General features: G+C 62.5%; 29 protein-coding genes and 1 pseudogene. 7 read left to right on the forward strand and 23 right to left on the reverse strand.

All coding sequences use genetic code 11. From position 1 onward, the window contains the following. Window positions 1–61: 61 nt before the first annotated feature. Window positions 62–1,192: a glycosyltransferase family 2 protein gene (locus IVA95_RS26480; protein ID WP_247513170.1), complete on the reverse strand. Its 1,131-nt coding sequence runs from the start codon at window positions 1,190–1,192 to the stop codon at window positions 62–64. Between the two features lie 245 nt (window positions 1,193–1,437). Further along, window positions 1,438–1,635: a hypothetical protein gene (locus IVA95_RS26485; RefSeq protein ID WP_213245840.1), complete on the reverse strand. Its 198-nt coding sequence runs from the start codon at window positions 1,633–1,635 to the stop codon at window positions 1,438–1,440. 215 nt (window positions 1,636–1,850) lie between these two features. Between IVA95_RS26485 and IVA95_RS26490 the strand changes: the two genes are divergently transcribed. Together IVA95_RS26490 and IVA95_RS26495 are read left to right on the forward strand one after the other, a co-directional pair. Beyond that, window positions 1,851–2,480 carry a phasin family protein gene (locus IVA95_RS26490; RefSeq protein WP_247513171.1) on the forward strand — a complete coding sequence of 210 codons (630 nt, stop codon included), beginning with the start codon at window positions 1,851–1,853 and terminating at the stop codon, window positions 2,478–2,480. A 264-nt stretch (window positions 2,481–2,744) separates the two neighbouring features. Then, complete coding sequence (locus IVA95_RS26495) at window positions 2,745–3,569, forward strand: DUF72 domain-containing protein (RefSeq protein ID WP_247513172.1); 825 nt, start codon at window positions 2,745–2,747, stop codon at window positions 3,567–3,569. Between the two features lie 3 nt (window positions 3,570–3,572). On the opposite strand, the gene IVA95_RS26500 is transcribed toward IVA95_RS26495, so the two are convergent. After that, a complete protein-coding gene (locus tag IVA95_RS26500) occupies window positions 3,573–4,544 on the reverse strand; it encodes a tripartite tricarboxylate transporter substrate binding protein (protein WP_247513173.1) in 972 nt (323 codons plus the stop codon). A 140-nt stretch (window positions 4,545–4,684) separates the two neighbouring features. Between IVA95_RS26500 and IVA95_RS26505 the strand changes: the two genes are divergently transcribed. Next, a complete protein-coding gene (locus IVA95_RS26505; protein WP_247513174.1) occupies window positions 4,685–5,149 on the forward strand; it encodes a DUF488 domain-containing protein in 465 nt (154 codons plus the stop codon). A 90-nt stretch (window positions 5,150–5,239) separates the two neighbouring features. On the opposite strand, the gene IVA95_RS26510 is transcribed toward IVA95_RS26505, so the two are convergent. From IVA95_RS26510 to IVA95_RS26540, 7 genes are all read right to left on the reverse strand, one after another. Beyond that, window positions 5,240–6,154 (reverse strand): PhzF family phenazine biosynthesis protein, encoded by a 915-nt coding sequence (locus IVA95_RS26510; protein ID WP_247513175.1) that lies wholly within the window; start codon window positions 6,152–6,154, stop codon window positions 5,240–5,242. Window positions 6,155–6,166: 12 nt separating this feature from the next. After that, window positions 6,167–7,477, reverse strand: a complete 1,311-nt coding sequence (locus IVA95_RS26515) for an adenylate/guanylate cyclase domain-containing protein (protein WP_247513176.1) — start codon at window positions 7,475–7,477, stop codon at window positions 6,167–6,169. 125 nt (window positions 7,478–7,602) lie between these two features. Next, entirely contained in the window at window positions 7,603–8,769 is a 1,167-nt protein-coding gene (locus IVA95_RS26520) for an ABC transporter permease (RefSeq protein ID WP_247513177.1), read from the reverse strand. Then, complete coding sequence (locus IVA95_RS26525; RefSeq protein WP_247513178.1) at window positions 8,766–9,713, reverse strand: ABC transporter ATP-binding protein; 948 nt, start codon at window positions 9,711–9,713, stop codon at window positions 8,766–8,768. The genes IVA95_RS26520 and IVA95_RS26525 overlap by 4 nt, the downstream gene beginning before the upstream one ends. Further along, window positions 9,710–10,495 carry an efflux RND transporter periplasmic adaptor subunit gene (locus IVA95_RS26530; protein WP_247513179.1) on the reverse strand — a complete coding sequence of 262 codons (786 nt, stop codon included), beginning with the start codon at window positions 10,493–10,495 and terminating at the stop codon, window positions 9,710–9,712. The genes IVA95_RS26525 and IVA95_RS26530 overlap by 4 nt, the downstream gene beginning before the upstream one ends. Further along, window positions 10,492–11,199, reverse strand: coding sequence for a TetR/AcrR family transcriptional regulator (locus IVA95_RS26535; RefSeq protein ID WP_247513180.1), 708 nt, complete (start codon window positions 11,197–11,199; stop codon window positions 10,492–10,494). Before IVA95_RS26535 ends, IVA95_RS26530 begins: the two co-directional genes overlap by 4 nt. 720 nt (window positions 11,200–11,919) lie before the next feature. Then, entirely contained in the window at window positions 11,920–13,008 is a 1,089-nt protein-coding gene (locus IVA95_RS26540; protein WP_247513181.1) for a substrate-binding domain-containing protein, read from the reverse strand. A gap of 210 nt (window positions 13,009–13,218) precedes the next feature. On the opposite strand from IVA95_RS26540, the gene IVA95_RS26545 reads away from it, so the two are divergent. Further along, window positions 13,219–14,172, forward strand: coding sequence for a cyclase family protein (locus IVA95_RS26545; RefSeq protein WP_247513182.1), 954 nt, complete (start codon window positions 13,219–13,221; stop codon window positions 14,170–14,172). Window positions 14,173–14,273: 101 nt separating this feature from the next. Here IVA95_RS26545 and IVA95_RS26550 read toward each other — a convergent pair whose 3' ends face one another. From IVA95_RS26550 to IVA95_RS26565, 4 genes are all read right to left on the reverse strand, one after another. Further along, window positions 14,274–14,477, reverse strand: coding sequence for a hypothetical protein (locus tag IVA95_RS26550; protein ID WP_213245864.1), 204 nt, complete (start codon window positions 14,475–14,477; stop codon window positions 14,274–14,276). A 257-nt stretch (window positions 14,478–14,734) separates the two neighbouring features. Next, complete coding sequence (locus IVA95_RS26555; protein WP_247513183.1) at window positions 14,735–14,947, reverse strand: hypothetical protein; 213 nt, start codon at window positions 14,945–14,947, stop codon at window positions 14,735–14,737. A gap of 239 nt (window positions 14,948–15,186) precedes the next feature. Next, window positions 15,187–15,534: a hypothetical protein gene (locus IVA95_RS26560; protein ID WP_247513184.1), complete on the reverse strand. Its 348-nt coding sequence runs from the start codon at window positions 15,532–15,534 to the stop codon at window positions 15,187–15,189. After that, complete coding sequence (locus IVA95_RS26565) at window positions 15,534–16,847, reverse strand: sulfite oxidase (RefSeq protein ID WP_247513185.1); 1,314 nt, start codon at window positions 16,845–16,847, stop codon at window positions 15,534–15,536. The genes IVA95_RS26560 and IVA95_RS26565 overlap by 1 nt, the downstream gene beginning before the upstream one ends. 471 nt (window positions 16,848–17,318) lie before the next feature. Between IVA95_RS26565 and IVA95_RS26570 the strand changes: the two genes are divergently transcribed. Further along, window positions 17,319–17,636 carry a hypothetical protein gene (locus tag IVA95_RS26570; protein ID WP_247513186.1) on the forward strand — a complete coding sequence of 106 codons (318 nt, stop codon included), beginning with the start codon at window positions 17,319–17,321 and terminating at the stop codon, window positions 17,634–17,636. A gap of 118 nt (window positions 17,637–17,754) precedes the next feature. Beyond that, entirely contained in the window at window positions 17,755–17,943 is a 189-nt protein-coding gene (locus tag IVA95_RS26575; protein WP_213245874.1) for a hypothetical protein, read from the forward strand. A 106-nt stretch (window positions 17,944–18,049) separates the two neighbouring features. Here IVA95_RS26575 and IVA95_RS26580 read toward each other — a convergent pair. Then, window positions 18,050–18,127: pseudogene (locus tag IVA95_RS26580) on the reverse strand (DUF2000 domain-containing protein); the annotation flags it as partial. 387 nt (window positions 18,128–18,514) lie between these two features. Between IVA95_RS26580 and IVA95_RS26585 the strand changes: the two are divergent. Next, complete coding sequence (locus IVA95_RS26585; RefSeq protein WP_247513187.1) at window positions 18,515–19,564, forward strand: MBL fold metallo-hydrolase; 1,050 nt, start codon at window positions 18,515–18,517, stop codon at window positions 19,562–19,564. A 218-nt stretch (window positions 19,565–19,782) separates the two neighbouring features. On the opposite strand, the gene IVA95_RS26590 is transcribed toward IVA95_RS26585, so the two are convergent. The 8 genes from IVA95_RS26590 to IVA95_RS26625 form a co-directional block, all read right to left on the reverse strand. After that, a complete protein-coding gene (locus tag IVA95_RS26590; protein WP_247513188.1) occupies window positions 19,783–20,277 on the reverse strand; it encodes an ester cyclase in 495 nt (164 codons plus the stop codon). 374 nt (window positions 20,278–20,651) lie between these two features. Further along, window positions 20,652–21,518, reverse strand: a complete 867-nt coding sequence (locus IVA95_RS26595) for an SMP-30/gluconolactonase/LRE family protein (RefSeq protein WP_247513189.1) — start codon at window positions 21,516–21,518, stop codon at window positions 20,652–20,654. A 279-nt stretch (window positions 21,519–21,797) separates the two neighbouring features. Continuing rightward, window positions 21,798–22,208 carry a DUF2000 family protein gene (locus IVA95_RS26600; protein ID WP_247513190.1) on the reverse strand — a complete coding sequence of 137 codons (411 nt, stop codon included), beginning with the start codon at window positions 22,206–22,208 and terminating at the stop codon, window positions 21,798–21,800. Window positions 22,209–22,357: 149 nt separating this feature from the next. Next, complete coding sequence (locus IVA95_RS26605) at window positions 22,358–22,747, reverse strand: DUF4189 domain-containing protein (protein WP_247513251.1); 390 nt, start codon at window positions 22,745–22,747, stop codon at window positions 22,358–22,360. Window positions 22,748–22,983: 236 nt separating this feature from the next. Next, complete coding sequence (locus IVA95_RS26610) at window positions 22,984–24,588, reverse strand: molybdopterin-binding/glycosyltransferase family 2 protein (protein ID WP_247513191.1); 1,605 nt, start codon at window positions 24,586–24,588, stop codon at window positions 22,984–22,986. Next, the gene (locus IVA95_RS26615) at window positions 24,585–25,301 is read right to left on the reverse strand and encodes an XdhC family protein (RefSeq protein ID WP_247513192.1); all 717 of its coding nucleotides are present in this window, start codon (window positions 25,299–25,301) and stop codon (window positions 24,585–24,587) included. The genes IVA95_RS26610 and IVA95_RS26615 overlap by 4 nt, the downstream gene beginning before the upstream one ends. Beyond that, window positions 25,298–25,627, reverse strand: a complete 330-nt coding sequence (locus IVA95_RS26620; protein ID WP_025589337.1) for an XdhC family protein — start codon at window positions 25,625–25,627, stop codon at window positions 25,298–25,300. Before IVA95_RS26620 ends, IVA95_RS26615 begins: the two co-directional genes overlap by 4 nt. Window positions 25,628–25,638: 11 nt before the next feature. After that, entirely contained in the window at window positions 25,639–26,844 is a 1,206-nt protein-coding gene (locus IVA95_RS26625) for a VWA domain-containing protein (protein WP_247513252.1), read from the reverse strand. Between the last annotated feature and the right edge of the window lie 10 nt (window positions 26,845–26,854).

The raw sequence follows: 26,854 nt of genomic DNA on the forward strand, positions 1-26,854 counted from the left end.
GCGCGTCATCCCATCATCCCTCTCGCGAACTGGTATCCACTTCGCTCGAAAACGCTATCGGTCATCGCTTGCGCCAGACGAACAGTCCGGACATGGCGTAGTTCCAGACCACGCCCATCAGCGCGCCGGCAAGCCCCGCGAGCCACCAGATCGGTTCCTGGTCGAAGACGGCGAACGCGACGCCGACATTAGCGAGCAGGCCGACGCCGCACACCAGATAGAACAGCAACAGACCGCGCAGGATCGCAAATCCCTTCAGCCGCTGGTCCCGATAGGTGAGGAAATTGTTCAGGATGAAATTGCTGGTCATGGCGACCAGCGCGCCAATGGCCTGCGCCTCAGCAAACGGGGCATTGAAGATTTCGTGCGCGATGAACAGCGCCACGAGATGGACGACAAGGCCGGTGCCTCCGACCATCGCGAACAACAGGAAACGCAGCGACACCACGTCCTGGGTCAGTTTCGCCAGCACCAGGCCGAGGAAATCCAGCGCCACCATGGAATCGAGCTTGCTCTCGCCGTGCTGGCGCGAACCGAAGGTGTAGGGAATTTCGATGGTGCGCAATTTGCCCTGCGCGGAGGCGACGATATCAAGCAGGATCTTGAAACCCTGGGTCGAAAGTTGCGGCGCCAGCTGCTCGAAACGGTCGCGGCGAATCATGAAGAAGCCGCTCATGGGATCGGCAATCTCGATCTTCAGCGCGCGCTTGGCGACCTCAGTCGCAAGCTGACTGGCCCCTGCCCGCTTTTTGTTGAAACTGTCGGCGCTGCCGCCCTCGATATAGCGGCTGCCGACGACCAGTTCCGCCTCGCCGCTGCGCAGCAGCGCCACCATCTTCGGCAGTTGTGCTTCGTCGTGCTGCAGGTCGGCATCGATCACCGCCGCATAGGGTGCGCTCGATGCCAGAATGCCCTCGATGCAGGCACCCGACAGTCCGCGTCGCCCGATTCGGCGGATGCAGCGGACGCGGGGATCCTTTCGCGCCAGCCCCCGCACCACTTCCCAGGTTCCGTCAGGGGAATTGTCGTCGACAAAGACGACTTCCCAGGCGATGCCGGCCAGCGTCGCCTCCAGCCGCCGGTACAGCACGGTGACGTTGTCGCGTTCATTGAAAGTCGGGACGACGACCGAAAGCTCAGGCAAACCGGCCTGCGACGGGGTTTCGGGGCCCGGTTTGATGGCGTCATTCATGGCCGCCAGCGTATATCCGCCGCCGCCCCACATGCCAAGGCGGGGGTTCCGGAACAGCCACTCAATGGGGGAAAACGGCCTTAAAAAAGCGTCTAAAATGCCAACGACCACGAACAGAGGGCGCGCGTACATCCGGCGCAGCCAATATTCATGGTCGTCCCAGCGTCGGAGCTTTGAAGCGTCAACATCGCCGTTAAATTAGATATGGGAACACCGCCCGCGTTCCGCAAGGGGCGGTCCGCCTCCTAATTCGGCACTTCCCGAATCACCGGCCCGCGCGGCGCTGGCGCCGCAGGAGCCGGCTGCGCCGGCGCCGGTTGCTGGCTGCTGGCCGGTTTGGCGGGTTTTCCATATTGGCCGATCGGCCCATAGGCGACGGCGGCCACCAGCACGATCGAAGCGACGATGGCTCCCAAAAGACCGGCGACTGACTGCGAATTCATACTCAACGTTCCCCTACGCCTGACCGGGAACTGATATCATGGAAAAAGCGGGTGGAGGAATAGTCCCTGCGTCGACCATCGAGAAAACCGGCCATCGACTCCGCCCTTCAAAATCTGACCACGCGAGCGCCGCGCAACCGACAAGCAAGAACCGCGATTAGATCGCAAACATGGCGGAGTCTCGACCTTTGATTTGCAGGGAATAGGGGAAGCAGATGTCGAATACAGATCAGGGCAAACCGGCCGGGAAATCCGGACGGCGCAACCGGAAGGGAGAGCGGGGAAAAAAAGCCGCTCCCCAAGAGAATCCGACGGTAAGTGCGACAGCGAGCCCGGCGCCGGTTGAGTTGCAAAGCCCGGATCAGGAAGCATCGCTGCAACCGGAGCCGGCGCACGCGGAAAGCCCGAAGGTCGATCAGCCTGCCGTCGACGAGCCGGTCGATGCTGTCGCCACGTCGCCCGAGCCGCACCCGGCCGCCGCGCCCTCGCCGGCCGAGCCCGCGCCGGCCGAGCCCGCGCCAGCCGAAGCCGCGTCGATCCAGTCCGCGCCAGTCGAACCCGCGGCGGAGTCAGCGCCGGTCAGTCTGCAGACTATTGCGAACGCCTATCGTGACTACACAAGGAAATCGCTCGAGGACTTCGGATCCTTTGTCGAGCAGCTCAGCGGCGCTCGATCGCTCGACAAGGCGATGATGGTTCAAAGCGAATTTGTGAAGCGGGCTTATGAGACGTCAGTGGCCGAGTCGCAGAAGATCTGCGAACTTCACAACCGGCTTGCCAAGCAAACCCTCGAACCCTTCAAGGGACTGACGGGCACTACGCGGGCGACGCACGGCAAGTCCTGAGGTTCGCGCGTTTCGGCGCAAATGCGTGAAAGCAAAGGACTCCGGTCTTCCGGAGCCCTTTCCTTGCGAAGCGCTACGCCTATGAGCCAGCGCCTTGGCTCTGGCCTCGCTTCGATGCCGGTCCAGTCCCGCGCATATAGTGTCGCTCCGGGCGGTAGCGGCCGGCCCACTTCCGCATGATCTTGCGGGTTAGAACCGTGGCCAATCAGGGCCGAGTTGGTTAACATCGCTCGGAGCCCTCCTCTTTTTCGAAGAGTCTTCCCAGTGAGCAAGCCCTCGAAGTCGACCGCAACCAGCAGCGGCAGCATCTATATCGGCATCGGCGGCTGGACCTTCGAGCCGTGGCGCGGCGTTTTTTATCCCGAGAAGCTCGCGCAGGCGAAGGAGCTGTCCTACGCCGCCTCGAAGCTGACCTCGATCGAGATCAACGGCACCTATTACGGTTCGCAGAAGCCGGAAAGTTTTCGCAAATGGGCGCGTGAAGTGCCCGACGGCTTCGTGTTTTCGTTGAAGGGACCGCGCTTCGCGACCAACCGTCGCGTGCTGGCGGAGGCCGGAGACTCCATAAAGCGCTTCTACGATTCCGGCGTGATGGAGCTTGGTGACCGACTAGGCCCGGTGCTCTGGCAATTCGCGCCGACCAAAAAATTCGACGCGGCCGATTTCGGCAAGTTCCTCGAACTGCTGCCGCGCAAACTCGACGGCCGCGCGCTGCGTCATGTCGTTGAGGTGCGGCATGACAGTTTCTGCGTGCCGGAATTCATCACCTTGCTGCGGCAATTCGAGACGCCGGTCGTGTTCGCCGAGCACGGCAAATATCCCGCGATTGCCGACGTCGTCAGCGATTTCGTCTATGCGCGGCTACAGAAGGGCAATGACGAGATCAAGACCTGCTATCCGCCAAAACAGCTCGATGCCTGGGCCAAGCGGTTTCAAGCCTGGGCCGCTGGCGGCGAGCCTGACGACCTGCCGCGCGTCGACAAGACCAAGCCGAAGAAGATGCCGCGCGACGTGTTCGCCTACGTGATCCACGAGGGCAAGGTGCGCGCGCCGGCCGGCGCGATGGAGTTGATCGAGCGGGTGAAGTGATCCTCAGTCGAGCTTGATGCCTGCCTCGCGGATCAGTTTCGTCCAGTTGTCGTATTCGGACGCGACGAAAGCATCGAGCTTGTCGTCCGGCAGATCCCACGGCTCCCCGCCGCTCTTCTCAAAGCGCTCCTTCAGCTCTGGCAGCGAGGCACGGATTTCCCGGCGCAGTTTGGCGATGGCCTCTGGTGGCGTCTTGGCAGGTGCAAATATCCCGAGCCAGGAATCGACGTCGAGGCCGGGCACACCGGCTTCCGACATCGTCGGTACATCAGGCGCCAACGGGCTTCGCTTCGACGACAGCACCGCAATGCCCCTCGCCTGCCCGGACTGCACGTAAGGCAGCCCGGCGGCAATCGAATCGAAGAACAGGTCGATGCGGCCCGCCAGCAGGTCGGTAAAGGCCGGCGGCGAGCCCTTGTAGGGCACCTCCAGGAATTTGACGCCCGCAGCCTTCATGAAGGCAGCCGCTACCAGTTGCTGACCGGTGCCGACGCCTGCCGTCGCGACCGAGATCGAGCCGGGATTGGCCTTTGCAGCGGCGACGATGTCCGCCAGCTTGCCGTGCGGCAAATCCTTGCGGCCGACCATGACGTAGCCGAACTTGTAGACCAGCGCGACCGGCACGAAGTCCTTGCGCGGATCGTAGCCGAGCTTGGAATAGAGCGCCGAGTTGAATGCCATGTTGGAGAGCCCGCCGACCACTAGCGTGTAGCCGTCCGGCTCGCTCTGGCTTGCGGCCTGTGTGCCGACGACGGTGCCGGCGCCCGGCTTGTTCTCGACCACAAAGGCCTGCCCCATCCGCTTCGACAGCGCATCCGCCAGATGCCGCCCAATCAGATCGTAGCTGCCGCCCGGCCCGATCGGCACGATGATCTTCACTGGACGGTCGGGATAACCCGACTGTGCGTGCGTTGCGGCAACGCTTAACACGACGAACGCGAACATCCATGCTAGCGAGCTGCAAATTCGGTTCATCGCTTTCCCCCCGTGACAACGGCCATCGACTGGCTCTTTCCCCGAACTATGGGATATGACGCCTCTATCGGCAATGCAGATGTAGCAATCGGTCGATCATTACCGTAGCCTTGCGGCAGCGACATAATGTCTGGATTGGTATGGCCCGCAGGACCAAACGCCTCTTCACCATCGGCTATGAGCAGACGCCGGCGAAGGCGGTGCTCGACGAGCTGGAAGCCGCCGGCGTCAAGCTTTTGGTTGACGTGCGCGCGGTGGCGGCGTCGCGTCGGCCCGGCTTTTCGAAGAATCAACTCGCGGCTGGCCTCGATGAGCGCGGCATTTCCTACCTGCACCTGAAGGGGCTCGGGACGCCGAAGGACGGCCGCGAGGCGGCGCGCAGCGGCAAGTTCGATCTGCTGCACCGGATCTACTCGTCGCACCTCAAGACGGTACAGGCGAAGGAGCAGCTTGACGAGCTGTCGGCGCTGGTGCGGAAGTCGGGGCCCGTGTGCATTCTCTGCTACGAGCGCGACCACACCCAATGTCATCGGCAATGGATCGCCGAAATCATCGAGGACCGCGACGGCGTGAAGGTGGAGAATCTGGTCGCGCCGCAGGTGTAGAACCGTAGCCCCGGGATGAGCGCAGCGACATCCGGGTCGACACGAACACCGGTCCCGGATATCGCTTCGCTCATCCGGGCTACGAGACGCTTACGCCTTGCCATCCAGCCGGAACGTTCCTTCCATCATCTTCACGCTGCTGCCACCGACGTGAATGGACGCAATTGCGTCGTTCTGCTTGCGGACGCGGGTCAGCAGCAGGCTCGGCCGGCCCATGTCGACGCCCTGCCCGATCCGCAATTTCACTTCACCATCCTTGGTAGGATCGAGATCGGCAAGCAGCGCCGCGCAGGCGGCCGTCGCGCTGCCGGTGGCCGGGTCCTCGGATAGGCCGCTGGCGCCGGGATGAAACATCCGCGCCTGCAAGTCGCAGGGTTTTTCGTCGGCCGGCACGTCGCGCGTATAGAAGTAGACGGCGTCGCTGCCGTCGCACGGAAAGGTTCTTGCGAACGCTGGAGCATCGGGCCTCGCCCGCCGCAGCGCCTCGCGGGAGGCCACTTCCACCGCGAGGAAGGCCAGCCCGACCGAGATGACCTGCGGCGGATGACGTTCGGTCTTGACGTCACTCGCCGACAACGAGAGACAGGCCGCCGCTTGTTCGACACTGACATGCGACATCCGTTTCAACGGCTGCGGCGCCGTGAATTCGGTGCTGACGACCCTGCCCTGCTCGGTCACGACCTCGACCGGCACGAGACCAGCCTCTTCCTCGAACAACAGCCGCGCCGGCGGCTTTTCGGCGAGCGTCGCCAGCACAAAGGCGGTGCCGACATTGGGATGGCCGGCGAACGGTATCTCCCGGTTCACCGTGAAAATGCGAACCTGCGCGTCGTTCGCGCTCTCGCGCGGCGGCAGCACGAAGGTTGTCTCCGAATAGTTGAACTCAGTGGCAATCGCCTGCATCTGTCCGGTCGACAGCCCGCCGGCATCGAGTACGACGGCCAGCGGATTGCCGCCGAAGGCGCGATCGGTGAAAACGTCAACGGTGATGTATCGTCGTTGCATGTCGCTATCCCTTTATCCCAGCCGCCACACGGCCATCGGCCGCTCATAACCCCTGACCTCCACCTCGCCGAGCGAGACGGCATCGCGGCACGCTTCGCCGAGCGCGTCGCGAACCGCCTCCGAGATCAGGAATTGCGAGTTGAAGTCCTTGTTAAGCGCTTCGAGCCGCGAGGCGAAGTTCACGGTGTCGCCGATCACCGTGTATTCCTTGCGCCGTGGCGAGCCGATATTGCCGGCGACGACTTCGCCGAGGTGAATGCCGATGCCGATGCGCAGCGGCCAGCTCGTCGCTTCATTGGCCCGCGCATTGGCCTCCAGCATCTCGCGCGCCGCGGCAACCGCCCGGTGCGCCGGGTCCGACGCATGGAGGGGCGCTCCGAACAACGCCAAAAATCCGTCACCCAGAAACTTGTTCACGATGCCGCCGTGGCGGTCGAGAATGTCGACCAGCACCGCAAAGGCGCCGTCGAGCCGCTCCACCACTTCCTGCGGCGTGCGGGTGCGCGCGCCGGCGGTGAAGCTGCGGAAATCGACGAACATGACGGCGACCCGGCGGATGTCGCTGTCGGTCTTGGCGCCCTCCGCCATCAGGCGTTCGACCACCTGCGGCGAGACGTGCTGGCCGAACAAATTGGTGATGCGGTCGCGCGCGGTAGCGGCCTTGATGCTCGCCTCGAACTGTCGCCGCAACTGATGGCCGACAGCGCCAGCGAGCATGCCGCAGATCAGAATGATCAGACTGCGCGCGGCGTGGTAGTAAATGCTGGGCTCGGCGTCGCCTGTCGCCGGATGATAGAACATCGCCATGCAAAACAACTGAACGGCGGCGACCGCGCCGGTGAAGGTGGAGAGCCAGAAATCCAGCCTCAGCGTGGAGAGAATGATGAAGATGAAATAGACCATCGGCGTCACAAAGCCGAGCGCCGCGACTGATCCCATGCTGTTGATGTGCAGCGCCAACGCGATCGTCGGCATCGAGGTCTCGATCAGCGCACCGAGGTAGCGGCGGACTATGGGTAGGTCGCGACCCTTCTGCATGTGGCGGGTGATCTGGCCATGCACCCACAGTTCGAACAGGACGAACGGCACGAGGATCGCATAGAGGTATTCCGGCTTCAGATTGCCGTGCCAGACGCGGCTGACTGCTTCGGGCGCAACCAGGTACACCGTCCCAAGAATGATGGCGAGCAGTGCGGTGGTTGCGATCAGCGCCTTGATTCGCAACAGCTCGGTCATCATGACCTCATGCATCAACGCGCGCTGGAAGTCAGCCGACACGCCTGTGTCTAGATCGCTCTTCCCCATGCCCCAGAACCCTGCCATCGAAGCCCCTTGTCATTCTGGGGCACGCGTCAGCGTGAACCCGGAATCTCGAGATTCTCAGATGTGCGATAGCACATAATAGTTCGGCGCTTCGCGCCGCCCCGAAATGACTGCAAGATATAGCCTCAATCGAGCGTGCGACGGAAGCGCGTCACGGCGATCGTCATCGCCACCAGCATCAGTACAATGAGTGCAATCGTGTCGTATTGCAGGTTGGAAGGAGCCGCACCCTTTAGCATGATGGCGCGGACGATGCGGATGTAGTGAGTCAGCGGCAGCGCCTCGCCGAGATACTGCGCCCACACCGGCATGCCTGCGAACGGAAACATGAAGCCGGACAACAGAATGCTCGGCAGGAAAAACATCATCGACATCTGCATCGCCTGCAACTGGTTCTGCACGATGGTGGAGAAGGTATAGCCGATCGACAGGTTGGTGGTGATGAACAGCGTCGTCAGCGCCGCCAGCAGCGCCACGCTGCCGAGAATCGGCACCCCAAACAGCAAGGTCCCGATGCCGACGATCAGCGAGGCCTGGATGAAGCCGACGATCACGTAAGGAATGATCTTTCCGAACATCACCTCCACCGGCCTGATCGGCATCGACAACAGGCTCTCCATGGTGCCGCGTTCGATTTCGCGCGTCACCGACAGCGCGGTGAAGATCAGCATGGTCATGGTCAGGATGGTGCCGACAAGGCCCGGCACGATGTTGAGCCGCGATTCCGCGGCCGGGTTGTAACGAGCATGTGCCCTGATCTCGAACGGCATCGCGGGCGGATCGCCGATGTGAAGGTCGTGCGCGAGTGCGGTCTGCACCACCGCACCGAGCGTGCCCAGCGCGGAGCCTGCCGCGACCGGATCGGTCGCGTCGGCCGCGACCAGCAGCGCCGGACGGTCGCCGCGCCGCACCGCGCGCTCAAAGCCGCGTGGGATCTCGACCCCGAACAGCACCTTGCCCGACTGCAGGAGATCGTCGAACTCGGCGACGCTGTGTACTTCGCGGGTGAAGCGGAAATATTTGGTATTCTCCAGCGCCTTCAGCACCGAGCGCGCCAGATCGCTGTCCTCCTGGATCAGCACCGCCGTCGGCAGGTGGCGCGGCGTGGTGTTGATGGCATAGCCGAATAGCAGCAGCTGCATCACCGGGATCATCACGATCATCGCGAACGAGACGCGGTCGCGGCGGAGCTGGATGAATTCCTTGACCAACATCGCATAGCTGCGCCGCCAGAAGCCGAAAGCAGGCTCCGGCACGCTCCGATTTTGGCTGGCAGCATCGGTTGCACTCATTGGAAATTGTCCTTTGAGCGGTTCATGAGATCGATGAACACGTCTTCCAGCGAAGGCTCGCTGTCCTCCCAGCGCCATCCCCTCTTATAGCGATAAGGCGCGATGGTTGCCTCAAGCGCGGATTTGTCGCGCCCGGAGACGTGCAGACTGGTACCGAAGGGCGCCACCATGTCGACGCCCGGCTTTCCGGCAAGCTCGGCCGCAAGCCCGTTGAGGTCGTCGCCGGAAACCGTGTAGGTCGACAACGCCGATTTCGCGATTACCTCGTCCACCGTGCCGTGCGCCAGCAGGTGACCGTAGGCGATGTAAGCGATCTCGTGACAGCGCTCGGCCTCGTCCATGTAGTGAGTGGAGACCAGCACCGTCAGCCCTTCGGCGGCGAGCGCATGGATCTCGTTCCAGAAATCGCGCCGCGCCTTGGGATCGACGCCGGCGGTCGGCTCGTCCAATAGCAGCAATTGCGGATTGGGCAGCGTGCAGGCGCCGAGCGCCAGCCGCTGCTTCCAGCCGCCGGACAGCTCGCCGGCAAGCTGCTCCTCGCGGCCGTTCAGGCCGATCCGCCGGATCATGTCACGTGCGGCGCCGCGCGCGTCGCGCAGGCCGTAAAGCCGCGCGACGAATTCGAGGTTCTCGCGCACCGACAGATCCTGATACAGGCTGAAGCGCTGCGTCATGTAGCCGACCTGGCGCTTGATCTTGTCGGCGTCGCGGCGAATGTCGTAGCCGAGGCAGGTGCCCTCGCCGGCATCCGGCGTCAACAGCCCGCACAGCATGCGGATCGTGGTGGTCTTGCCGGAGCCGTTCGGGCCCAGGAAACCGTAGATCGAGCCGCGCCTCACCTGCATCGAGAGATCATGCACGACCTCGCGGCCGCCGAACGATTTTGAAAGGCCCTCGACGTTGATGGCAATATCCGCGCCAGATGTCGTCAAAACCGAATTCATCTCTTCTCCGCTACCGGCGTCCGGGCGTTGAGGAATACGCTGATCGGCTGACCGACACGCAGCGCGTCTGGCCGGCTCGGCCGTGCCTGGATCAGGTAGACCAGCTTGTTGCGCTCATCGAGGCTGTAGATGACCGGCGGGGTGTATTCCGCCGTCGTCGCGATGAAGTAGATTTTTGCGGTGAGATCGGCCGCGCAATTGTCGCAGGTCACCTTCACCTCGTCGCCGATCGCAAGCTTCGGCAGCTCCGTCTCCGGCACAAAGAAGCGAATCTTCATGTTGCCGGGCGGCATGATCGACAGCACGGGCCGCTGCGCCGGCACCATTTCGCCTTCGCGGAAATAGATCTGCTGGATGGTGCCACCGACCGGCGCAAAGCCGCTGCGCCGCGCCAGCCGGGTCTGCGAGGTGTTGACGCGGGCTTCCGCGACGCGCAACGCCGAGGTCGCCGAATCGAGGTTGGCCTGCGTGCCGGAGCCGGTCTTGCTCAGCGACGCCGCGCGATCATAGGTCTGCTGCGCGTTGGCAAGCGTGGCCTTGTTCTGATTGAGGTCGGCCTGTTGCAAATCGTCGTCGACGGAATAGAGGAGATCGCCGGGCTTGACCTCGTCCCCCTCCCGCACGTTGAGCTTGATGACGCGGCCGCTTTCATCGGGGCTGACGAAGATCATGTCCGCCTCCACCCAGCCCTGAAAGCCCGGATCCCTGCGCTCCTTGCAACCGGCGAGTACGGTGGCCAGCGCCAGCGCGGCCAGGATCGTTATCGTTCGCGACGAAGTCATGCTGTTCTCCGTTCGCCAAAGATCAGATCGAGGTGCACCCGAAACATTTCGAGGGCATCCAGTGGCGCATGTCTGCTGAAAAGGCTCTGCCAGATCACGGCGATGAGCGCCGGCGCCACCATGATTTGTGGAAACCGCGCCAGGTCCTTATGTTGAATCTCGCCGCGCGCGATGCCGAGTTCGATCAGCGCACGCATGCCAGCGAGGCCTCGCGACACCACTTCGCGGTAGTAGAAGTCGGCGACCTCAGGAAATCGCGGGCCTTCGGCAACGATCAGCCGCACGAGGTCGCCGCGCCGCGTGGTCGCTACCTCCTCGATGAAGGTTTTGGCGAAACCCTCAATCATGTCGCGCACCGATGCTCCGGGCTGCGGCGGCGTCGCCCACAGGCGGGTCACCAGCGGCACGATCGCGGTCCGGATCAATTCCTCGAACATCGATTCCTTGTCCTTGAAGTGCAGATAGATGGTGCCCTTGGCCACGCCCGCGCGTTTGGCGATGTCGTCGAGCCTCGTCGCCGCAAATCCGCGCGCAATGAACTCCTCCATCGCCGCCTCGATGATGGCCCCGCGCCGCTCGGCAGCGCGTTCGGCGCGGCTGGAGGCCGGCAGCGGCTTCGAGGACGCCGACGACTTCGCCCCGGTCCGGCGATTGACCGGCTTCGAAGCTGATTTCCTGGCGGTTTTGGTAGCTTCTTTTGTCATGTGCCAGTTATGACTGACTGGTCAGTCACTGTCAATTCGAACCAGAGGGCGGCTCTTCACATGGGCGTGACCCGGGCTGGAGATCCCCTCGATCGCGCTGCCCTTCGGATGATGTTGCGCCTCGCCAAAGCAGCGTCACATCCCATACATGCGGGATGTCGCTGTGGTCCTTCCACGGTCATTGCAAGCGCCACAACAGGTCGTCATGCTCCGCGAACGCGGGGCATCCAGTACGCCGCGGCCTATGGGTTTGATCATTGACGTCTCTGGAATACTGGATCGTTCGCCGGAGCCTGTCATCGGGTGCGCGTTCGCGCGACCCGTTGGCGGACGATGACGGTGAATGTGCGTCAGCGTTCTCGCGGCGCACTGCTCCGAGCTTTTCATCTTGGTGTCCCCTCCTCGAGAACGAGGGTGCAGGGAATGCCGGGTGCCCTTCATCCTGAGGAGCCCGCGGAGCGGGCGTCTCGAAGGACGTAGGCCACAGACGGGGCCTCATGGTTCTCCCGGCGATGCGAAGCATCGTCCGGAGACGCGCGGAGCCTGTCATCGGGCCGCGCTACGCGCGCACCCGTTGGCGCTCCTCACCATCAGGGGCTTATGACACAATACGTTTAGCCGAAGGCGTCATCCGCCGGCGCACCTCACGTAAAATGGCGGATTACGCTTCGCTAATCCGCCCTTAACCAACCAGCAACTCCGACTTTTCGATCGGCCCACTCACCCCTTGCGCATTTTGCTGAGCAGGTAGTTGTCGTAATAGTTCTCCGCGATCTGCGTATAGAAGAGCACTTCCTTCATGTACGCGTCGTGGCTCTCCTTGGTCTTCTTGAACAGCGCGCTCTTCTCGGCGATCTCGTTCAGATGGTCCTGCGTGGCCTTGTAGCAGGCTTCCAGGACCGGCTGCGGAAACGCGCGCAGCTCCGCTCCGTTGGCAACAAGCCGCTTCAGCGACGCAGGATTGACGCTGTCGTATTTTTCGATCATCCACGCGCCGGCTGCCGAAGCGGCCTGGTTGAGGATCGCCTGGTATGGCTTGGGAAGCGCATTCCATTTCTCCTCGTTCACGGCCATGTGCAGCATGGCCCCGCCTTCCCACCAGCCGGGGAAATAGTAGTACTTCGCCACCTTGTAGAAGCCGAGCTTCTCATCATCGTAGGGACCGACGAACTCCGCGGCATCGATCGTCCCTCGCTCGAGCGCCGGATATACGTCACCGCCCGCGATCTGCTGCGGCACGACGCCGAGCTTTGCCAGCACATGGCCACCCATGCCTGCGATGCGGAATTTCAGGCCTTTGAGATCGTCGACGGTCTTGATCTCCTTGCGGAACCAGCCGCCCATCTGCGTGCCGGAATTGCCGCACAGAATCGCATGCGCCTTGAAAGGCTTCAGCGCCTCGTTGCAGAGATCAGCGCCGCCGCCGAACGTCCACCAGGAATGCTGATGGCGATGGTTCATGCCAAACGGCGCGCCGGTCGCATAGGTCAGCGCCGGCTCCTTGCCGATGTAGAAATAGAGCGGCGTCTGCGCGATCTCGACGGTCGCGGAGGTCACCGCATCAAGCGCCTGCAGGCCGGGCACGATCTCGCCTGCCGCAAAGGTTTGAATCTGAAACTTGTTGTCGGTGGCATCAGCCACGTACTTCGCAAAGGTCTGCGCGGTGCCGAAGATGGTTTCGAGCGACTTCGGAAAGCTCGAGGTCAAACGCCACTTGATCTCGGGCGCTGCTTGCGCGATCGCAGGTGCTGCAACCAGCGTCGTCGCGCCGACCACGGCGCTGCCTTTGAGGAACGTACGGCGTTTCATGATGTGCTTGCTCCCTAAAATGAAAGTCGATTGGCGTCGGGGCAAAGCGGCCTTCCGCCCGTTTGAGCTCATCATAACGGACATGGAGGCATGCGTGGAAGCACAACCTCACCGTCATCAGGCGGATTGTCGCTTGAACCGCCTCAATCGGACCAGCATTATTTGTCCCAGGGGCGCCGTCTTCTGAGCGCCCTCTCTTGGGAGGTACAGATGAAAGCATTCACATTGGGTGCGGCGATCGCGCTTGCGTTTTCCACCGCCGCCTACGCGCAAGCACCAACATGGACCGTTCCGTCCGAAAGCCAGCGCTGTCCGTCGAAATGGGGCGCGGCCGACGAGCGCGGTTCGGCCAATCACCAGAAGCCGGCGGCCGTGTTGAACGCCGCGAAATTGATCAAGACCGGCGAGGTGATCGAGCTGGCTCACGTGCTCGGTCCGAGCATGGCGTTCTTCGGAACGCGGCGCTTCGACATGCATACCAAGCGCACGTTCATGAACCAGTTCTCCAACATGCGCGGCTCGAATGAGGAGATCATCATCACCGAGCTTGGCCAGGTCGGCACGCAGTTCGACGGCTTTGCGCACCAGACCCATCTCAATAGCTGGTACAATTGCCAGAAGGTCGACGAGAACGCCGATCGCTCTGGCTTCAAGAAGTTCGGCATCCATAATGTGGGAACGCTGTTCACGCGCGGCGTCCTGATCGACGTCGCAGGCTTCAAGGGCGTCGACATTCTGGGCGACAATTACGAAATCACGGTGGAAGATCTTGAGGGCGCCCTGAAGAAGCAAAACCTGACGCTGCAGCCCGGCGATGCGGTGATCATTCATACCGGCTGGGGCAAGCTCTACGGCAAGGACAACCCGCGCTACGTGAAATCCTGCCCGGGTATCGGCGTGCCGGCCGCGCTCTGGTTAGCCGCAAAGGACCCGATGCTGCTCGGCGCCGACAACTGGCCGGTCGAGGTCGCACCCAACCCCGACAAGCAATTGTCGCTTCCGGTGCACCAGATTGCGCTCGTGGTGAACGGCATCCATCTGCTGGAGAACCTCAAGCTCGACGAGCTCGCGCAAAAGGGCGTCGGCGAATTCGCCTTTGTGATGCAGCCGCTCAAGATTCAGGGCGGCTCGGGCTCCACGGTGTCACCGATCGCGGTAAGGTAGTACGGGCTCTCCGATCTCCGCGAAACCCGGTGCTTCGGAGATCGCAACCCACGATCACGCCCCGGGCCTCAGCGTGATGTCCGCTCTGGAAGCAGCGGACATCACGAAGGGCGCATATCGTGTCCCGCCTCTCTCAACTGATCGAACTCGCCGGGATGATAGATGGCCCCATCGGGCGTCACAATCTCGACGTTCCAGCAACCGTCCGACATCAGCTCCTCGGCCTTTTTCAACGCGGCTGGAACCGACTCCCGGTTAAGAGTTACGTTCCCCGCCGTATCCTGCCCTGTAATCAAAAACCTCATATGACCGGCTCCCCGCGGCAAGCTGGCCACCATTCTGGCCTGAAGCGTATTTGCGTCAAGAGGGTCGCTCGAGCTTCGGTTCTGATCGAACCGAAGCTCGAGATTTTTGTTTTGGCGCGCCTGTCCGAGCGAACCGGGCTACTCCTCGGTCGGTCCCGGAAGGAGACGACGCAGGCGCTGAGCTTCTTGCCATGTCGCAAGAACTGCCTTGCCAAAGCGAGCGAGCCTGGTTGCGGAGTGCACGAGGATGAGTGTGATCATGGCTGCCGGCCCGCCTTAACAAGCAGACGCCCGGTCTGACGCTCGGCGTCGTCAGGCAGTTTAAGTCCGCGGGCGGCAAGGTACCGCTCGACGACACGGTCGGCCCGTCGCTGACGGGCTTCGATTTGAACGCGCAACAATCGGGTTAAAAACGAGGCTTTTCTGGTCGGGGCAGAAAACCAGCCCCCAGCGGTGAGTATGTTCGCCATGGATGGCTCCTTTATCGGAGTTGTCCTTGGGCGAATCTCCTTCCCTGGTTCAGAGATAGATATTGGTACCAACAAATGCGAGACCAAATACCTCGCAACGATGCATCAATTTTGCACCTCGCCGCGCAAAATGCCCGGCGCAATCACATGGCTGTAATATCAAATACGCATGTCCGCCGATTCCAAAGCGAATCATCGATGCTGCGAGATCACTGGGCGGAGTGTGAGTCGCGAGCAGCTCACTTCGCGAACGGGTTCACCCAGCCTCCTCGGCCGGCCGGCGCGCGCGGCGGATAGGCCATCTCGAGATAGTTCAGCACCACGTCGCGATCCTTGTCGTCGAGCGGCGGCATGTTATGGCGGCGGATCATCAGGTTGATCGAATCCTCCCACTGCGCGCGCGTCATGCCCTGCTGCGCCACCAGGCGGAAACCGTGGCAGGCGGTGCAGGCGTAGAAGGTCTCGTCCCGACCGGGACCTGCGGGAAACTGCTCCGGACTTTCCTCGCGTGGCGCAAACGTTGTCTGCGCCATGGCCGGCGCGATCCAGAGCGCGCCGGCCATCGCGAACCACACCAAGCGCTGCATCATCCGACCAGCACGGCGATGCGGTGCATGGCGTTGCCGCCATAGCCTTGCGGATTCCAGAAGCCGGCCTGATGCGGCTGCATCGCGCCCTTGGAGTCGGTCGCACGCGCCCAGATCTCGAAATAGCCGTCACTCGGCAGTTTCAAGGTCGCGGTCCAGCGCTGCCAGTCATATTTGTTCTTCGGTTTTTCGAGCGTCGCCCGCTGCCAACTCGCGCCGAAATCGGTGGAGATATCAACCTGCTTGACGGTGAGATCGCCGGCCCAGGAGGCGCCGCGCAGCTTCAGCTCTTTGGTGCCGGCCGCGAACTTCGCCCCGTTCGCAGGATTGGTGATGATCGAGCGCACCGGCATCGATTCCAGAATGCGGAAGTTTGCCGGATCGGCCTTGCCGCCGGGCACCATCGGCTTAATGGGGAGGCGGTAGGAAAATTCCGTCATGCCGGGGCCGTCATGCTCGCGGTCGCGGATGGTGATGCGCGTCAGCCACTTTTGCGAGGCCGAGCCCGTCCAACCCGGCACGATCAGGCGCACCGGCCCGCCATGGATGTTCGGCAGCGGCTGGCCATTCATGCCCCACACGATCATCGTGTTCGGGTCCATGGCCTTCTCGATGCGCACGCCGCGCGAGATGGTCGGTTTGCTGGCATCGCCCGACAGATGAAAATCGGCCGCATAATGCGCGGTGTATTTTGCGGATGGCTTCAGGCCCGCCTTCTTGAGCAAGTCGGCGAGCGGCACGCCGGTCCATTCGGCGCAACCTGCCCCGCCATTGGTCCACTGGTTGCCGCGCGCCGGCGGTGAGAACTGTGAGCGGCCGTTGCCGCCGCATTCCAGCACCATGCGCCGCGTCGCGGCCTTGTGTTTCGATTTCAACTCGCCGAGCGTGATCTCGAGTCTGTTATTGACCTCGCCATCAATGGTAATCTTCCAGGCGTCGGGATCCTTCGTCTCCTCGGGGACCTGCCCATTGTTGCGGATGTAGAATTTCTCGATCGGCGTGGTGTCGTCGTCGAGCAGGCTTTCGGGCGTCTCGGCGACCAAGGGCCGCTCGCCGAGCACGACCAGGCCTTCGTGCTTGCCGGGATATTTCAGGTATTGCGGTCCCTTGGCCGGTGCGGCGGCCGACGGGGGCGCGGCGGCCGGAGCGGCCTGCGCATGGGCCTGAGGGATTCCGCCGTCGTTGCGTGAGAGCGGCATCGCGCCTCCGATGACGGCGCCGATCGCAGCCAGCCCCGAACTGCCCAAAAATCTGCGCCGGCTGGTATTGAAATTGTTGCCATTGGGCGCGTCGCGCCCGGACTCCCGCGCCATGATATCCTCCCTCATTGCCCTATGCCGGGCTTTTTGGCCGCAGTTCCCTTCGAGAAACCCGGCTGGCGGGAGTATTCGCGTTTTGCGGCCTTGCCGCAAGACGGCCTGGAGGAGCCGCCGCGCACGATTTGCAAATGCCCCATCTTCGGAGCGCCGCCAGGAAAATCCGTCCGGCATTGGCGTCAATTTGTCGCTCGACACGGCCCACAAACCTTGCGAGATTCCGAGATGCGACCGCCGCACACGGAAGGCGGGACATGCTTGTCGTCAGACTTGCATTGCTCGCAACTCGATTGCGGAGTTGTGACTTTGTCTGCCAGGCAGACAGTCGGGCGTAATTCGCGCCTTCGAAGTGCCGGCGATGTACTGGCAGCAATCATCATCACCGGTCGCTGAGGGCAGGTATCGCCCGTCTATCGAGGCATCGCCCGATAGCTGCCATGTCAAAGTTGGAAACAGCGGAGACCTGCCATGACTAGTATCGAAGAAGCTCCGAGCAAGCTCGTTCTGAAAGCAGGCTCGACCACGCTTACGTTCGACAAGGATTCCGGCAAGGCGATACTGCAGAAAAAAATATTGCTGTGGAACAAGAAGCCAGTCGAGTTCCCGCTCTCCGAAATCGACGACATCGCGGTGAAGTCGGACGTGGACGGCCTTTCAGGCGCGGAAATCCACCACAGCGTCACGCACAGGCGCAATGGCGAGATCACCGTCCTGACCACCGAGGAAGCCAAGGACGCTGCCGAGACGGTCAAGAAGCTGCGTGGATTTGTCGGACTGCAGAGTTGAGGCGCAGGACGGCCACTGCTCGGTATCCGCTCTTGTGCGGACTTGATGTGCCCTACCCCTCACGCAAAGGGGCGAGAAGGGGTAAAACGTTACACGGTCACATCCAAGGAGCAACACCATGACCCCACACATACCCGAGGAAGATTCTACCAGGTTGATCGACAGGAATCCCTTCGTAATCGTGGCCAACACGATGCCGCCTCGAGATCCTGATGAAGACGATGAAGACGAAGAAGACGAAGAGGAAGAGGACGAAGAAGAGGGCGCAAACGAAGCGCCGGTCGTACGCGAGCCGGACGAAGACTAAGCGAGATGTTTTAGACAGCCTGGATTTCGGAACCAGTCGGCGCGCTGGCCCACTGGAGTGCGCAGCGAACGCCCGCCGACCGCTCTGAACTGATCGGTCGACTGCTCTAGATGTGAAACTTCAGCCCGTCGATCTTGTCGACCACCTTGCGCTCAGCGCGCATCGCGAGCCCGTCCAGATTGAGTCGGCACGGATCACGCCTTTACCACCTCAAAGCTCCGGGTGAGCGATGCGTGCTGTGGCCCGCTCTTTTATTGCTGGGGCATGTCAGCGGTGCTGACACGAGATGCTGCTCCAAACGTCTACGCCGCGCCTCGTGACCTTCGTAGTGACACCTCCGGAAATAGGGCGTAGTCAAGCATTGCACTGATCACGGCCTCAGCGTCGTGGGCATAGCCCTCGAATGACACCGGGAACGACGACCGGTTCGTCGAACAACTAGAAGCGGTGTTTTGGCATAGACCAAATATCGTCTGATCAGCGCCGAGCAAGGCGCAGGATTCCAATCGCGAAAACGCGCAGGGCTGCGATAAACAAACTCAAGGGGGCGCTCTCAAAGAGGAGGATCGCCATGAAACGTCGCGCAACATTGCTTTTTGCAGTCGCACTTGGCGGCGTTGCTGCCGTAGTTACCCCTGCCAGAATTGCTGCGGCTGAGCCTGACAGCCAGATCACCATCCTCTACGACGCTTTCGGCAGCGATGCCGCGATGAAGAAGGATTGGGGTTTCTCCGCGCTCGTGGAAATCTCCGGCAAACGGATCCTGTTCGACACAGGCAACGATCCAGACATCTTCGCGACCAACATCAAGGCAAAGGGTATTGACCTCACGAGCATCGATTTCGTGGTTCTGTCACACCGCCACTCCGATCACATGGCCGGCTTGAACCATGTTCTGAGCGTGAATCCAACGGTGAAGATCTACGCACCTAGGGAAGGATTCGGAATCTATGGCTCGTCGCTGCCATCGAGTTTCTACCGAAAGGACGAATCCTTGCCGCCCGCGATGCGTTACTACGATGGCAGGCCGCCGGAAGTCATGAAGTTCGGTACCGCGTGGCAGGGAGCCAACATCGAGCTTATCGACAAAACAACGGAAATCGCCCCGGGCATTACGTTGCTCGCACTTGTGTCCGACACGCCCGGCACGAAGGAACTCAAGGAGTTGTCCCTGGCCATCAACACCTCGGACGGCATTGTGCTCGTGGTCGGCTGCGCGCACCCTGGGATCGAAAAGATCGTCGAGGCGGCGACAGCGATCAATCCCAGAATTCGCTTGATCGCCGGCGGTTTCCACCTCGTCGTCGCATCGGACGAGATCATTGCCAAGGCCGTGGCAGCGCTCAAGGAAACGTTCAAGGTCGAGAACATCGCTCCGGGCCATTGCACCGGTGAGCCGACATTTGCAGCGTTGAAGCAGGCCTACGGCGATCGATACCTTTATGCGGGTGTTGGCACCTCGCTGCCGTTGGCGCCAGGCACGGGTTCTGTTGGGCGCCGTGGCGAGGGACCGGCGCTCCAGGAAGATGATCTGGCCACCTATCGGAAGCTGGCCCGCCGCGAAGACCCCTTCGGTATCCTTCGGGCGCGGCAACCACGTATGAGGCATTCGAACCTATGAAGCCAGCCACCTGAGCAACGATCAAATGGACATGGCGCTCCCGGACATATCGCACTGCGCTAGCTGTGGAACCTTAGCCCGTCGACGATCTTGTCGATCACCTTGCGCTCGGCGCGCATCGCAAGCCCGACGAGATTGGTGTAGTCCGCGTTGTCAGGCATCAAGCCCGCCGGGATGAACCGGCGGGCTCTGCTGTGTTCGGGTTGATATATTTCAGCCTATGCTGCGCTCTTTGCAGGCGCCGCAGCTCCGGTCACGCCGATCTGGTTCAGCAATGTGAGCATGTCGAAATAGTGCGTCGCGCTCCTGACCTTTCCACCTTCTACCTGGAAGATTTCGCAAGCTGGCACTTCGATCGGCTTGTTCGATGCCGCAATGGCACCGGTCGGCGTCTGCAGCGGCCCGGTGTGAACGCCCTTCCACTTCCATATGAGTTCCAAGACGACGCTATCGTTGCTGACAAACTCGCGGATGAATGTCCCCTTCGAGTCGGGGAATGCCTGGGCCCAACCCTCGAGCGCTTCGATGATCTGACCCGAGCCCTCCAAGCGACGGCTCGTTGCCTTTTCGTCATACACGGCGTCGGCAGCCAACAAGCCTCTCATCTCGTTCCAGTTCTTGTTGTTGTATGCGGTAACGGTGGCTTTTGCGATTTCAATGACGTCCGCCATAGCTGATCCTCCAACTGGCGCCAAAGACACGCGGCGCCACAAGCAAACCATGCTCGCTCTTGGCGCGGCGGTCGGGCGCAGAGCACCGCTCCCAGCCGCTCACTTTGTCTTGTGCGTGGCGAGAAAGGTTCAAGTCCTTGCATTCGACGCGCCCAAGAGAGGGGTGGTAGCCAGTAAAATAATCGGCTCGCACGGCACGCTGGTAACTGGTACTCAAGTGGGCGTCGCTGCCGCGTGCAATTCGCACCACCGGCTCCGATGTGCACGCCGATTGGCATTGAGTTCAGCGCAACCGATTGCTCACGCATCGTTCGGAACGCCGCGGTTGGTGGCATCATGCGTGATCTTGACTATCGTGGGCCGGGGCGCAGTTCATCAGAAGCCGCGCCCGGCGCAGGCCAGACGCATTCCTATTCTCAGCGTGCGTCGACCCTGTAAGCCACAACAGTGCCCTCCATCATCATCGGGATGATGACGATCCCATCCGGTCCCATCCCGAGGTCGGCGCTCCCCTTGGCGAGTGGAAGAAGGCGCGTCGCTGTGCCATCGTGCGCGATGCGGAATAGCCCGCCGGTCATCCAATCGGTCGCAAGATAGCCGCCCTTGCCATCGGGTTCGACGCCGTCGAGATTCCCGACTGGTGTCGTGCTACCTAGATCGGACACTTTCTTCGTCGCGAGGTCGACCGCCTTCATGCGGCCGGGCACCTTCGTTGAGAAGTCCGGGGCCATCTTGCCCCACGACGCAACCACAAGCCGGCCGTCCTCGACGAGGAGCCCGTTCGGATTTTCGAGCGCGTCATCCTGCATCAGGAGAGACAGCTTGCCCCGGTCGAGCACCCAAATGCTGTTGGATACCATATCGGAAGCGTAAATCCGTCCACTCTTGTCAGCCGCGAGGTCATTCAAGAACTTGGATCCGGGTGCCTCGAACCGGTTCAGGACTTCGCCCTTGGCGGGGTCGATTTCCGCAATCCGGTCCACATCTGCGACGTACAGCTTGCCACCGGCAAGCGCGAGCCCGGTCGGACTGTCTAGTCCCTTGATCCACTCGATTGTTACGACCTTTCCATCCGGCCCGAGTTTTGAAACGAAGCCGTTGCCATCCTTCTTCATCGCATCGCCGTTGACGTTCGACACATAGACGGCCCCCGCAGCTCGGTCGAATACCGCCGATTCGGGGTTCTTGAAGCCACTCGCCTCCCACAGCTTCTGAGGTTCCGCGGCGCCGGCGCTGAAGGTAAGAACAGCTAACATTAATGCGGAGAGCTGAGGTGTCCTCATGGTAGCCTCCTCGTGCTGCCCCGACGAACGAACAAGCCTGTCACGGCAAGTGTTCCTCGGCTTTTCTCTTAAATTGCAGCGCCGGGTTAGACGGGCAGATCAGCGTCTTGCGATGAGCTCGACTGTTGGCGCGGCGAGCACTGCACCAACGATGTCTGGTCCGACGATTGACTTACCAAGTCAACTCAGCGGTTAGCGCGGCGGCTGCTTTGAGGTCACCCTTCAACGAGGCCGCCATGGCACAATGCCCGGCCAACAGCTCAGGCTTGCTCGAAACGCCTAGCTGTGAAACTTCAACCCATCCACAATCTTGTCGATCACCTTGCGCTCGGCACGGACAGCGATCCCGACGAGATTGAGCTCGGCGCGGATTACGCCCTTGACCACCTCACGGTTGGCGGCGTCATGCGTGGTCTTGAACATGTCCTCGGTATAGACCGCAGGCGTGACGTTGCGCGCAAGCGAGCGTTCCAGCGCGCGGGACAGCGCCGGGCGGTCGGCGCCGTAGACCAGGATCGGCTGGCCGATCAGCGATAGATATTTCGTGCCCGATGCGTCGCCATAGGGCTCGCCGATACATTCGGGAAACGCTGCGGCAATGCCGCCCGCAAGAAAGGAGGCGACGTTGAGCTTCTGCCAGGTTTCGAGATCGGTCCGGATCACGATCGCGATCTTGGTGTCGAATTGCATGATGAATTACCGCATGTTTGAGCGTTCGGATGAGCTCAGCTCCTCATGGTGAGGAGGCGCGCCAGCGCCGTCTCGAACCATGAGGCCCGAGCCGGGCCTTCATCCTTCGAGACGCGCGAAGCGCGCTCCTCAGGATGAGGTTCAACGTATCACCCCTTGGCGTCGCAGGCCCAGGCGCGGATCACGCATTCCTTGCCGCCGAATTCGTAGCACTTCTTTGTTGCGGCGTTGAGCGAGCTCGAAATCTTGGGCTTCACGGCATAGCCGTGGGGACCGCAGGGGTTGGTCATGTCGACCGCGAACGCGGCACAGGCGCGCTTCATGGTGATCGCGGTGCAGGTGCCCTTGCACTGCTTCAGCGCCGCGCTACGCGCGTCGGCCTCGGCGGCATAATCATAGGCCTGGCCGTACGCGCCGCACTTGCCGATCGCGACCGCGCCGGCCGCCCATGCCTTGGTGATGTAGCTCGAGACGGCCAGTATCAGTGTCAATGCAACGACGAACAGCGCGGGGCGCTGTGCCGCGACAGTCGAAACGATCAAAATCCCCTCCCCCGAGGTAACGGGTAGAATTTAAGCCGGGGGAGTTTCCAGTTGGTGAACGGTTGATTGAGAACGGAAGCGTCAGTCTATCCACGTCGTCGTCCCGGCGAACGCAGGGACCCATAACCACAGGATGACGTATTGGGGTCAGGCTGTGGCCCCAGCTCGTCGCAACAATCGGCAGCGGTGGTTATGTGTCCCGGCTCAAGGCCGGGACGACAGCGGTGGTTGCTTTACGATCGCCGCGCCGCTTCCAGCGCCTGCGGCGTATCGATATCGAGAAATGCGCTGTTGCCCTCGACCGGCACTTCGGCGACCGCCTCGGTGTGCTTGGCGATCAGGTGGCGGGCGCCGACGTCGCCTTCCAGCGTCATCAGCTCTTTAAAGAAGCGGCGCGACCACAGCACGGGATTGCCGCGGCGGCCGTCGCTGACGGGGACCGCGATCAGGTGGCCGCGGTCCGGCGCGAAGGTTTCGATCAGCCGGTCGATCAACTGCGCATCAATCAGCGGCATGTCGCCGAGGCAAACGACAGCACCGTCGGCGCTGTCGGGCACCGCGGCGATGCCGGCCTTCACCGATGAGGCTAGTCCGCCGGCGAAATCCGGGTTGCGAACGAACCTTACATTGAGGCCTGCCAAGGCCTGCTCGACCAGCTCGGCCTGGTGGCCGGTAACGACGATCACTTCGGTTGCCTTCGAGGCCAGCGCCTGCTCGGCCACGATCCGCACCAGTTTCTTGCCGTCGATTTCGGCCAGGAGCTTGTTGGGACCCCCCATGCGGGTCGAGCGGCCGGCGGCAAGCACGATGGCGGCGACGTTGCGACTGGCTTCGGTGTCGGCAACCGTGCGCGGCTGCGGCCTTGTCACGATTTCCATCAACAAGCCGCCGACGCCCATGCCGGTGATTTCGGCGCGCGTGACTTTCAGCCCCGCCATCAGCCGCATCAGCACCCAGTCAAAGCCGTTCTCGACCGGCGAGCGGGCGCAGCCCGGCGCGCCCAGTACCGGCACGCCGGCGGCGCTGCCGATCAGCAAGAGATTGCCGGGATCGACCGGCATGCCGAAATGCTCGATGGCGCCGCCGATTTCGGTGATCGCGGCCGGGATCACATCGCGGCGGTCGGCGATCGCGGACGCGCCGAACACGACGACGAGCTCAGCGCCGAGGCCGAGCAATTCCTTGATTGAGGACGCCAGCGCCGCCTCGTCGTGCGGCACGCGCCGTTCGGCGATGATGCTGGCGCCGGCCGGGGCCAGCCGCTCCGCCGTCACCCGCAAGGTCTTGTCGATCACTTTTGGCGAGAGCCCCGGCAGTAGCGTCGAGACCACGCCGACGCGCTTGATGACGTAGGGCGCAATCCGCAGCACGTCGCGGCCTGCGGCGGCCACGGCGGCGTCGCGCAGCTTCGCCTCGACGCCAAACGGGATGAGCTTTACGGTTGCGATCATCTCGCCTTCGACCACCGGCTTGAAGGCCGAAAGCGTCGCAAAGGTGATGGCTTCGTCGACGCCGTTGATACGGTCGACCGCGGCGCGGTCCACTACCAGCACGCCGGCTTGCGCCGCAAACAGATTGGCGCGGCCGGTAAAGGCGCGCTCGACGGTGACGCCCTCGCCCGCGACGGCCTGCGCGATGCTGGCGGCGGCTTCGTCTTCGGAGACGTCGCCCTCCTCCAGCCGCACGACGACGATTTCTTTCACACCCGCCTTGTTGAGCGCGTCGACTTCGGCAAGCCCGATCGTGGTGCCCTTCTTGAGCACCAGCGAACCCTGCCGCAGCGTATGCACGGTGACGCCGCCAATCGCATCGGCCGGACTGGCGGGACCGAACTTCATGCCGCCTGCACCTTCGCGGCTTGCTTCTCGCCTTCCTTGGGCAGCCGCAGCTCGGCGGTGATCTCGGCCATGATCGCGATCGCGATCTCCGACGGCGACACAGCGCCGATCGAAAGCCCGATCGGCGCATGGATGCGCGCAATGTCGGCATCCGCAGCGCCTTGCGCCTTCAACCGCTCCGCCCGCTTGGCGTGGGTCTTTCGCGATCCGAGCGCGCCGATGTAGAAGCAGTCGCGCTCGAACGCGTGCAGCAGCGCGGGGTCGTCGATCTTCGGATCATGCGTCAGCGCGACGAATGCCGTGTAGTGATCGATGTTGAGCGGCGGCAGCGCGACGTCAGGCCATTCCGCGATCAGCGGCACGTCGGGAAACCGCTCCGGGCTGGCAAACGCGGTGCGCGGATCCACTACCGTTACGTCGTAATCGAGCGAGCGGGCAAGCGGCGCCAGCGCCTGGCTGATATGGACGGCGCCGACGATGACAAGCCGCGCGGTCGGCGCATAGACATTGAGAAACAGTTTCTTGCCGCCGCTCTCGACCATGCCGCTCTTGCCCATGCGGAGCTGTTTTGAAAGTTCGGCGCTCAGCGGATCGGTGGCGATATCCTTCGCCTTTACCAGACGCTGATCGCCATTGGCGACGTCGGTGACCACGATGACCGGCCGGCGCGCGGCGCGCTCGGCATTGACTTGTGTGAGGGTTTCCAGCTTCACGATTGGCCCACCTTCTCGACGAAGACGCGGATGGTACCGCCGCAGGACAGGCCGACGTTCCAGGCGGTCTCGTCGGCAACGCCGAATTCGAGCATTTTGGGCTTGCCGCTGGCGATCACGTCGAGCGCCTCGGTGACAACTGCGCCCTCGACGCAGCCGCCGGAAACCGAGCCCAAGAACGTGCCATCGTCGTTGATGACGAGGCTGGAGCCGGCCGGCCTCGGGGCCGAGCCCCAGGTCTCGACCACGGTCGCCAGCGCCACGCCGTGACCAGCCTTCTGCCAGTTCTCGGCGGCCTGCAGAATGTCTTCGTCGCGGTTGAGCATGGGATGCCCTTTCAAGCTGCTGAGCGGATGCGACTCATATGGTGCGGCGGGGGCGGCGCCGAAAGCGCCTCGATCAGCCCTTCCATCGAGGTCAAGTTATGCACCGGGCGGAATTCGTCAACGTGCGGCAGCATCATTTTGATGCCCTGCGCCTTGGCCTCGAAGGCGCTGTAGCGCAGCAATGGATTGAGCCAAATCAGGCGGCGGCAGGAGCGATGCAGCCGGTCCATCTCGAAGGCGAGCTTGGCATCCGCCTCGCGCTCCAGCCCGTCGGAGATCAAGAGCACGATAGCACCCTGCCCGAGCACACGGCGCCCCCACAATTTGTTGAAAGAGTGCAGCGAGGTGGCGATGCGGGTGCCGCCGGCCCAGTCCTCCACCGAGGACGAACAGCTCGCCAGGGCCTCGTCGGGATCGCGCGCCCGCAGCGCTCGCGTCACGTTGGTGAGCCGCGTGCCGAACAGGAACACCGAGACGCGCTTGCGCGCGTCGGTAATGGCATGGAGGAAATGCAGAAACAGGCGGGTATATTCGCTCATGGAGCCGGAGATATCGAGCAGCGCCACGATCGGCGCCGGTTTTTCGATCCGGCCGAGTTTTTTGATATCGATGATCTCGCCACCGGTGCGTAAGGAACTGCGCAAGGTGCGCCGCATGTCGAGCCGCAGGCCTTTCGCGTCGGGCTGGTATCTGCGGGTGCGCAGCTCCGCCTGCGGCAGCTTCATGTTGGCGATGGCACGAGTCACTTCGGCGATCTCGGCCGCGCTCATCTGCGCAAAATCCTTTTTCTGCAGGATCTCCTTGTCGGAGACCGACAGCCGCAATTCCTGCTCCTGGACCTGCGGTACTTCATCTCGCGCCGAGGGCTGTGCCAACGCCTCCTGCACGCGGCGCGAGGCCGGCGGCGGCTTCTTTTTGGCGGGATCGGGCAACGGCACCGAATCCAGCATGTGCTTCCAGTCTTCGGCGGCGCGGAAGAACAGGTCGAAGGCCTGGGCGAAGATCAGCATATGCTCGTGGCGCTTGACGAAGATCGCCTCCAGCGTGGCGTAGACGTCGGCACGGTTGCCGATCTCGATCGCCTGCAGCGCGTTGAGTGCGTCGATCACGGCGCCCGGGCCGACCGGAATTCCGGCCGCGCGCAACGCGCGGGCGAAGCCGACGACATTGTCGGCCATTTGGCCAGTTGGGGGGTTGAGGTGATCGATGGTGGTCATGGTGAACCCG

The sequence above is a fragment of the Bradyrhizobium sp. 157 genome (genome assembly GCF_023073815.1).
Taxonomy (GTDB): domain Bacteria; phylum Pseudomonadota; class Alphaproteobacteria; order Rhizobiales; family Xanthobacteraceae; genus Bradyrhizobium.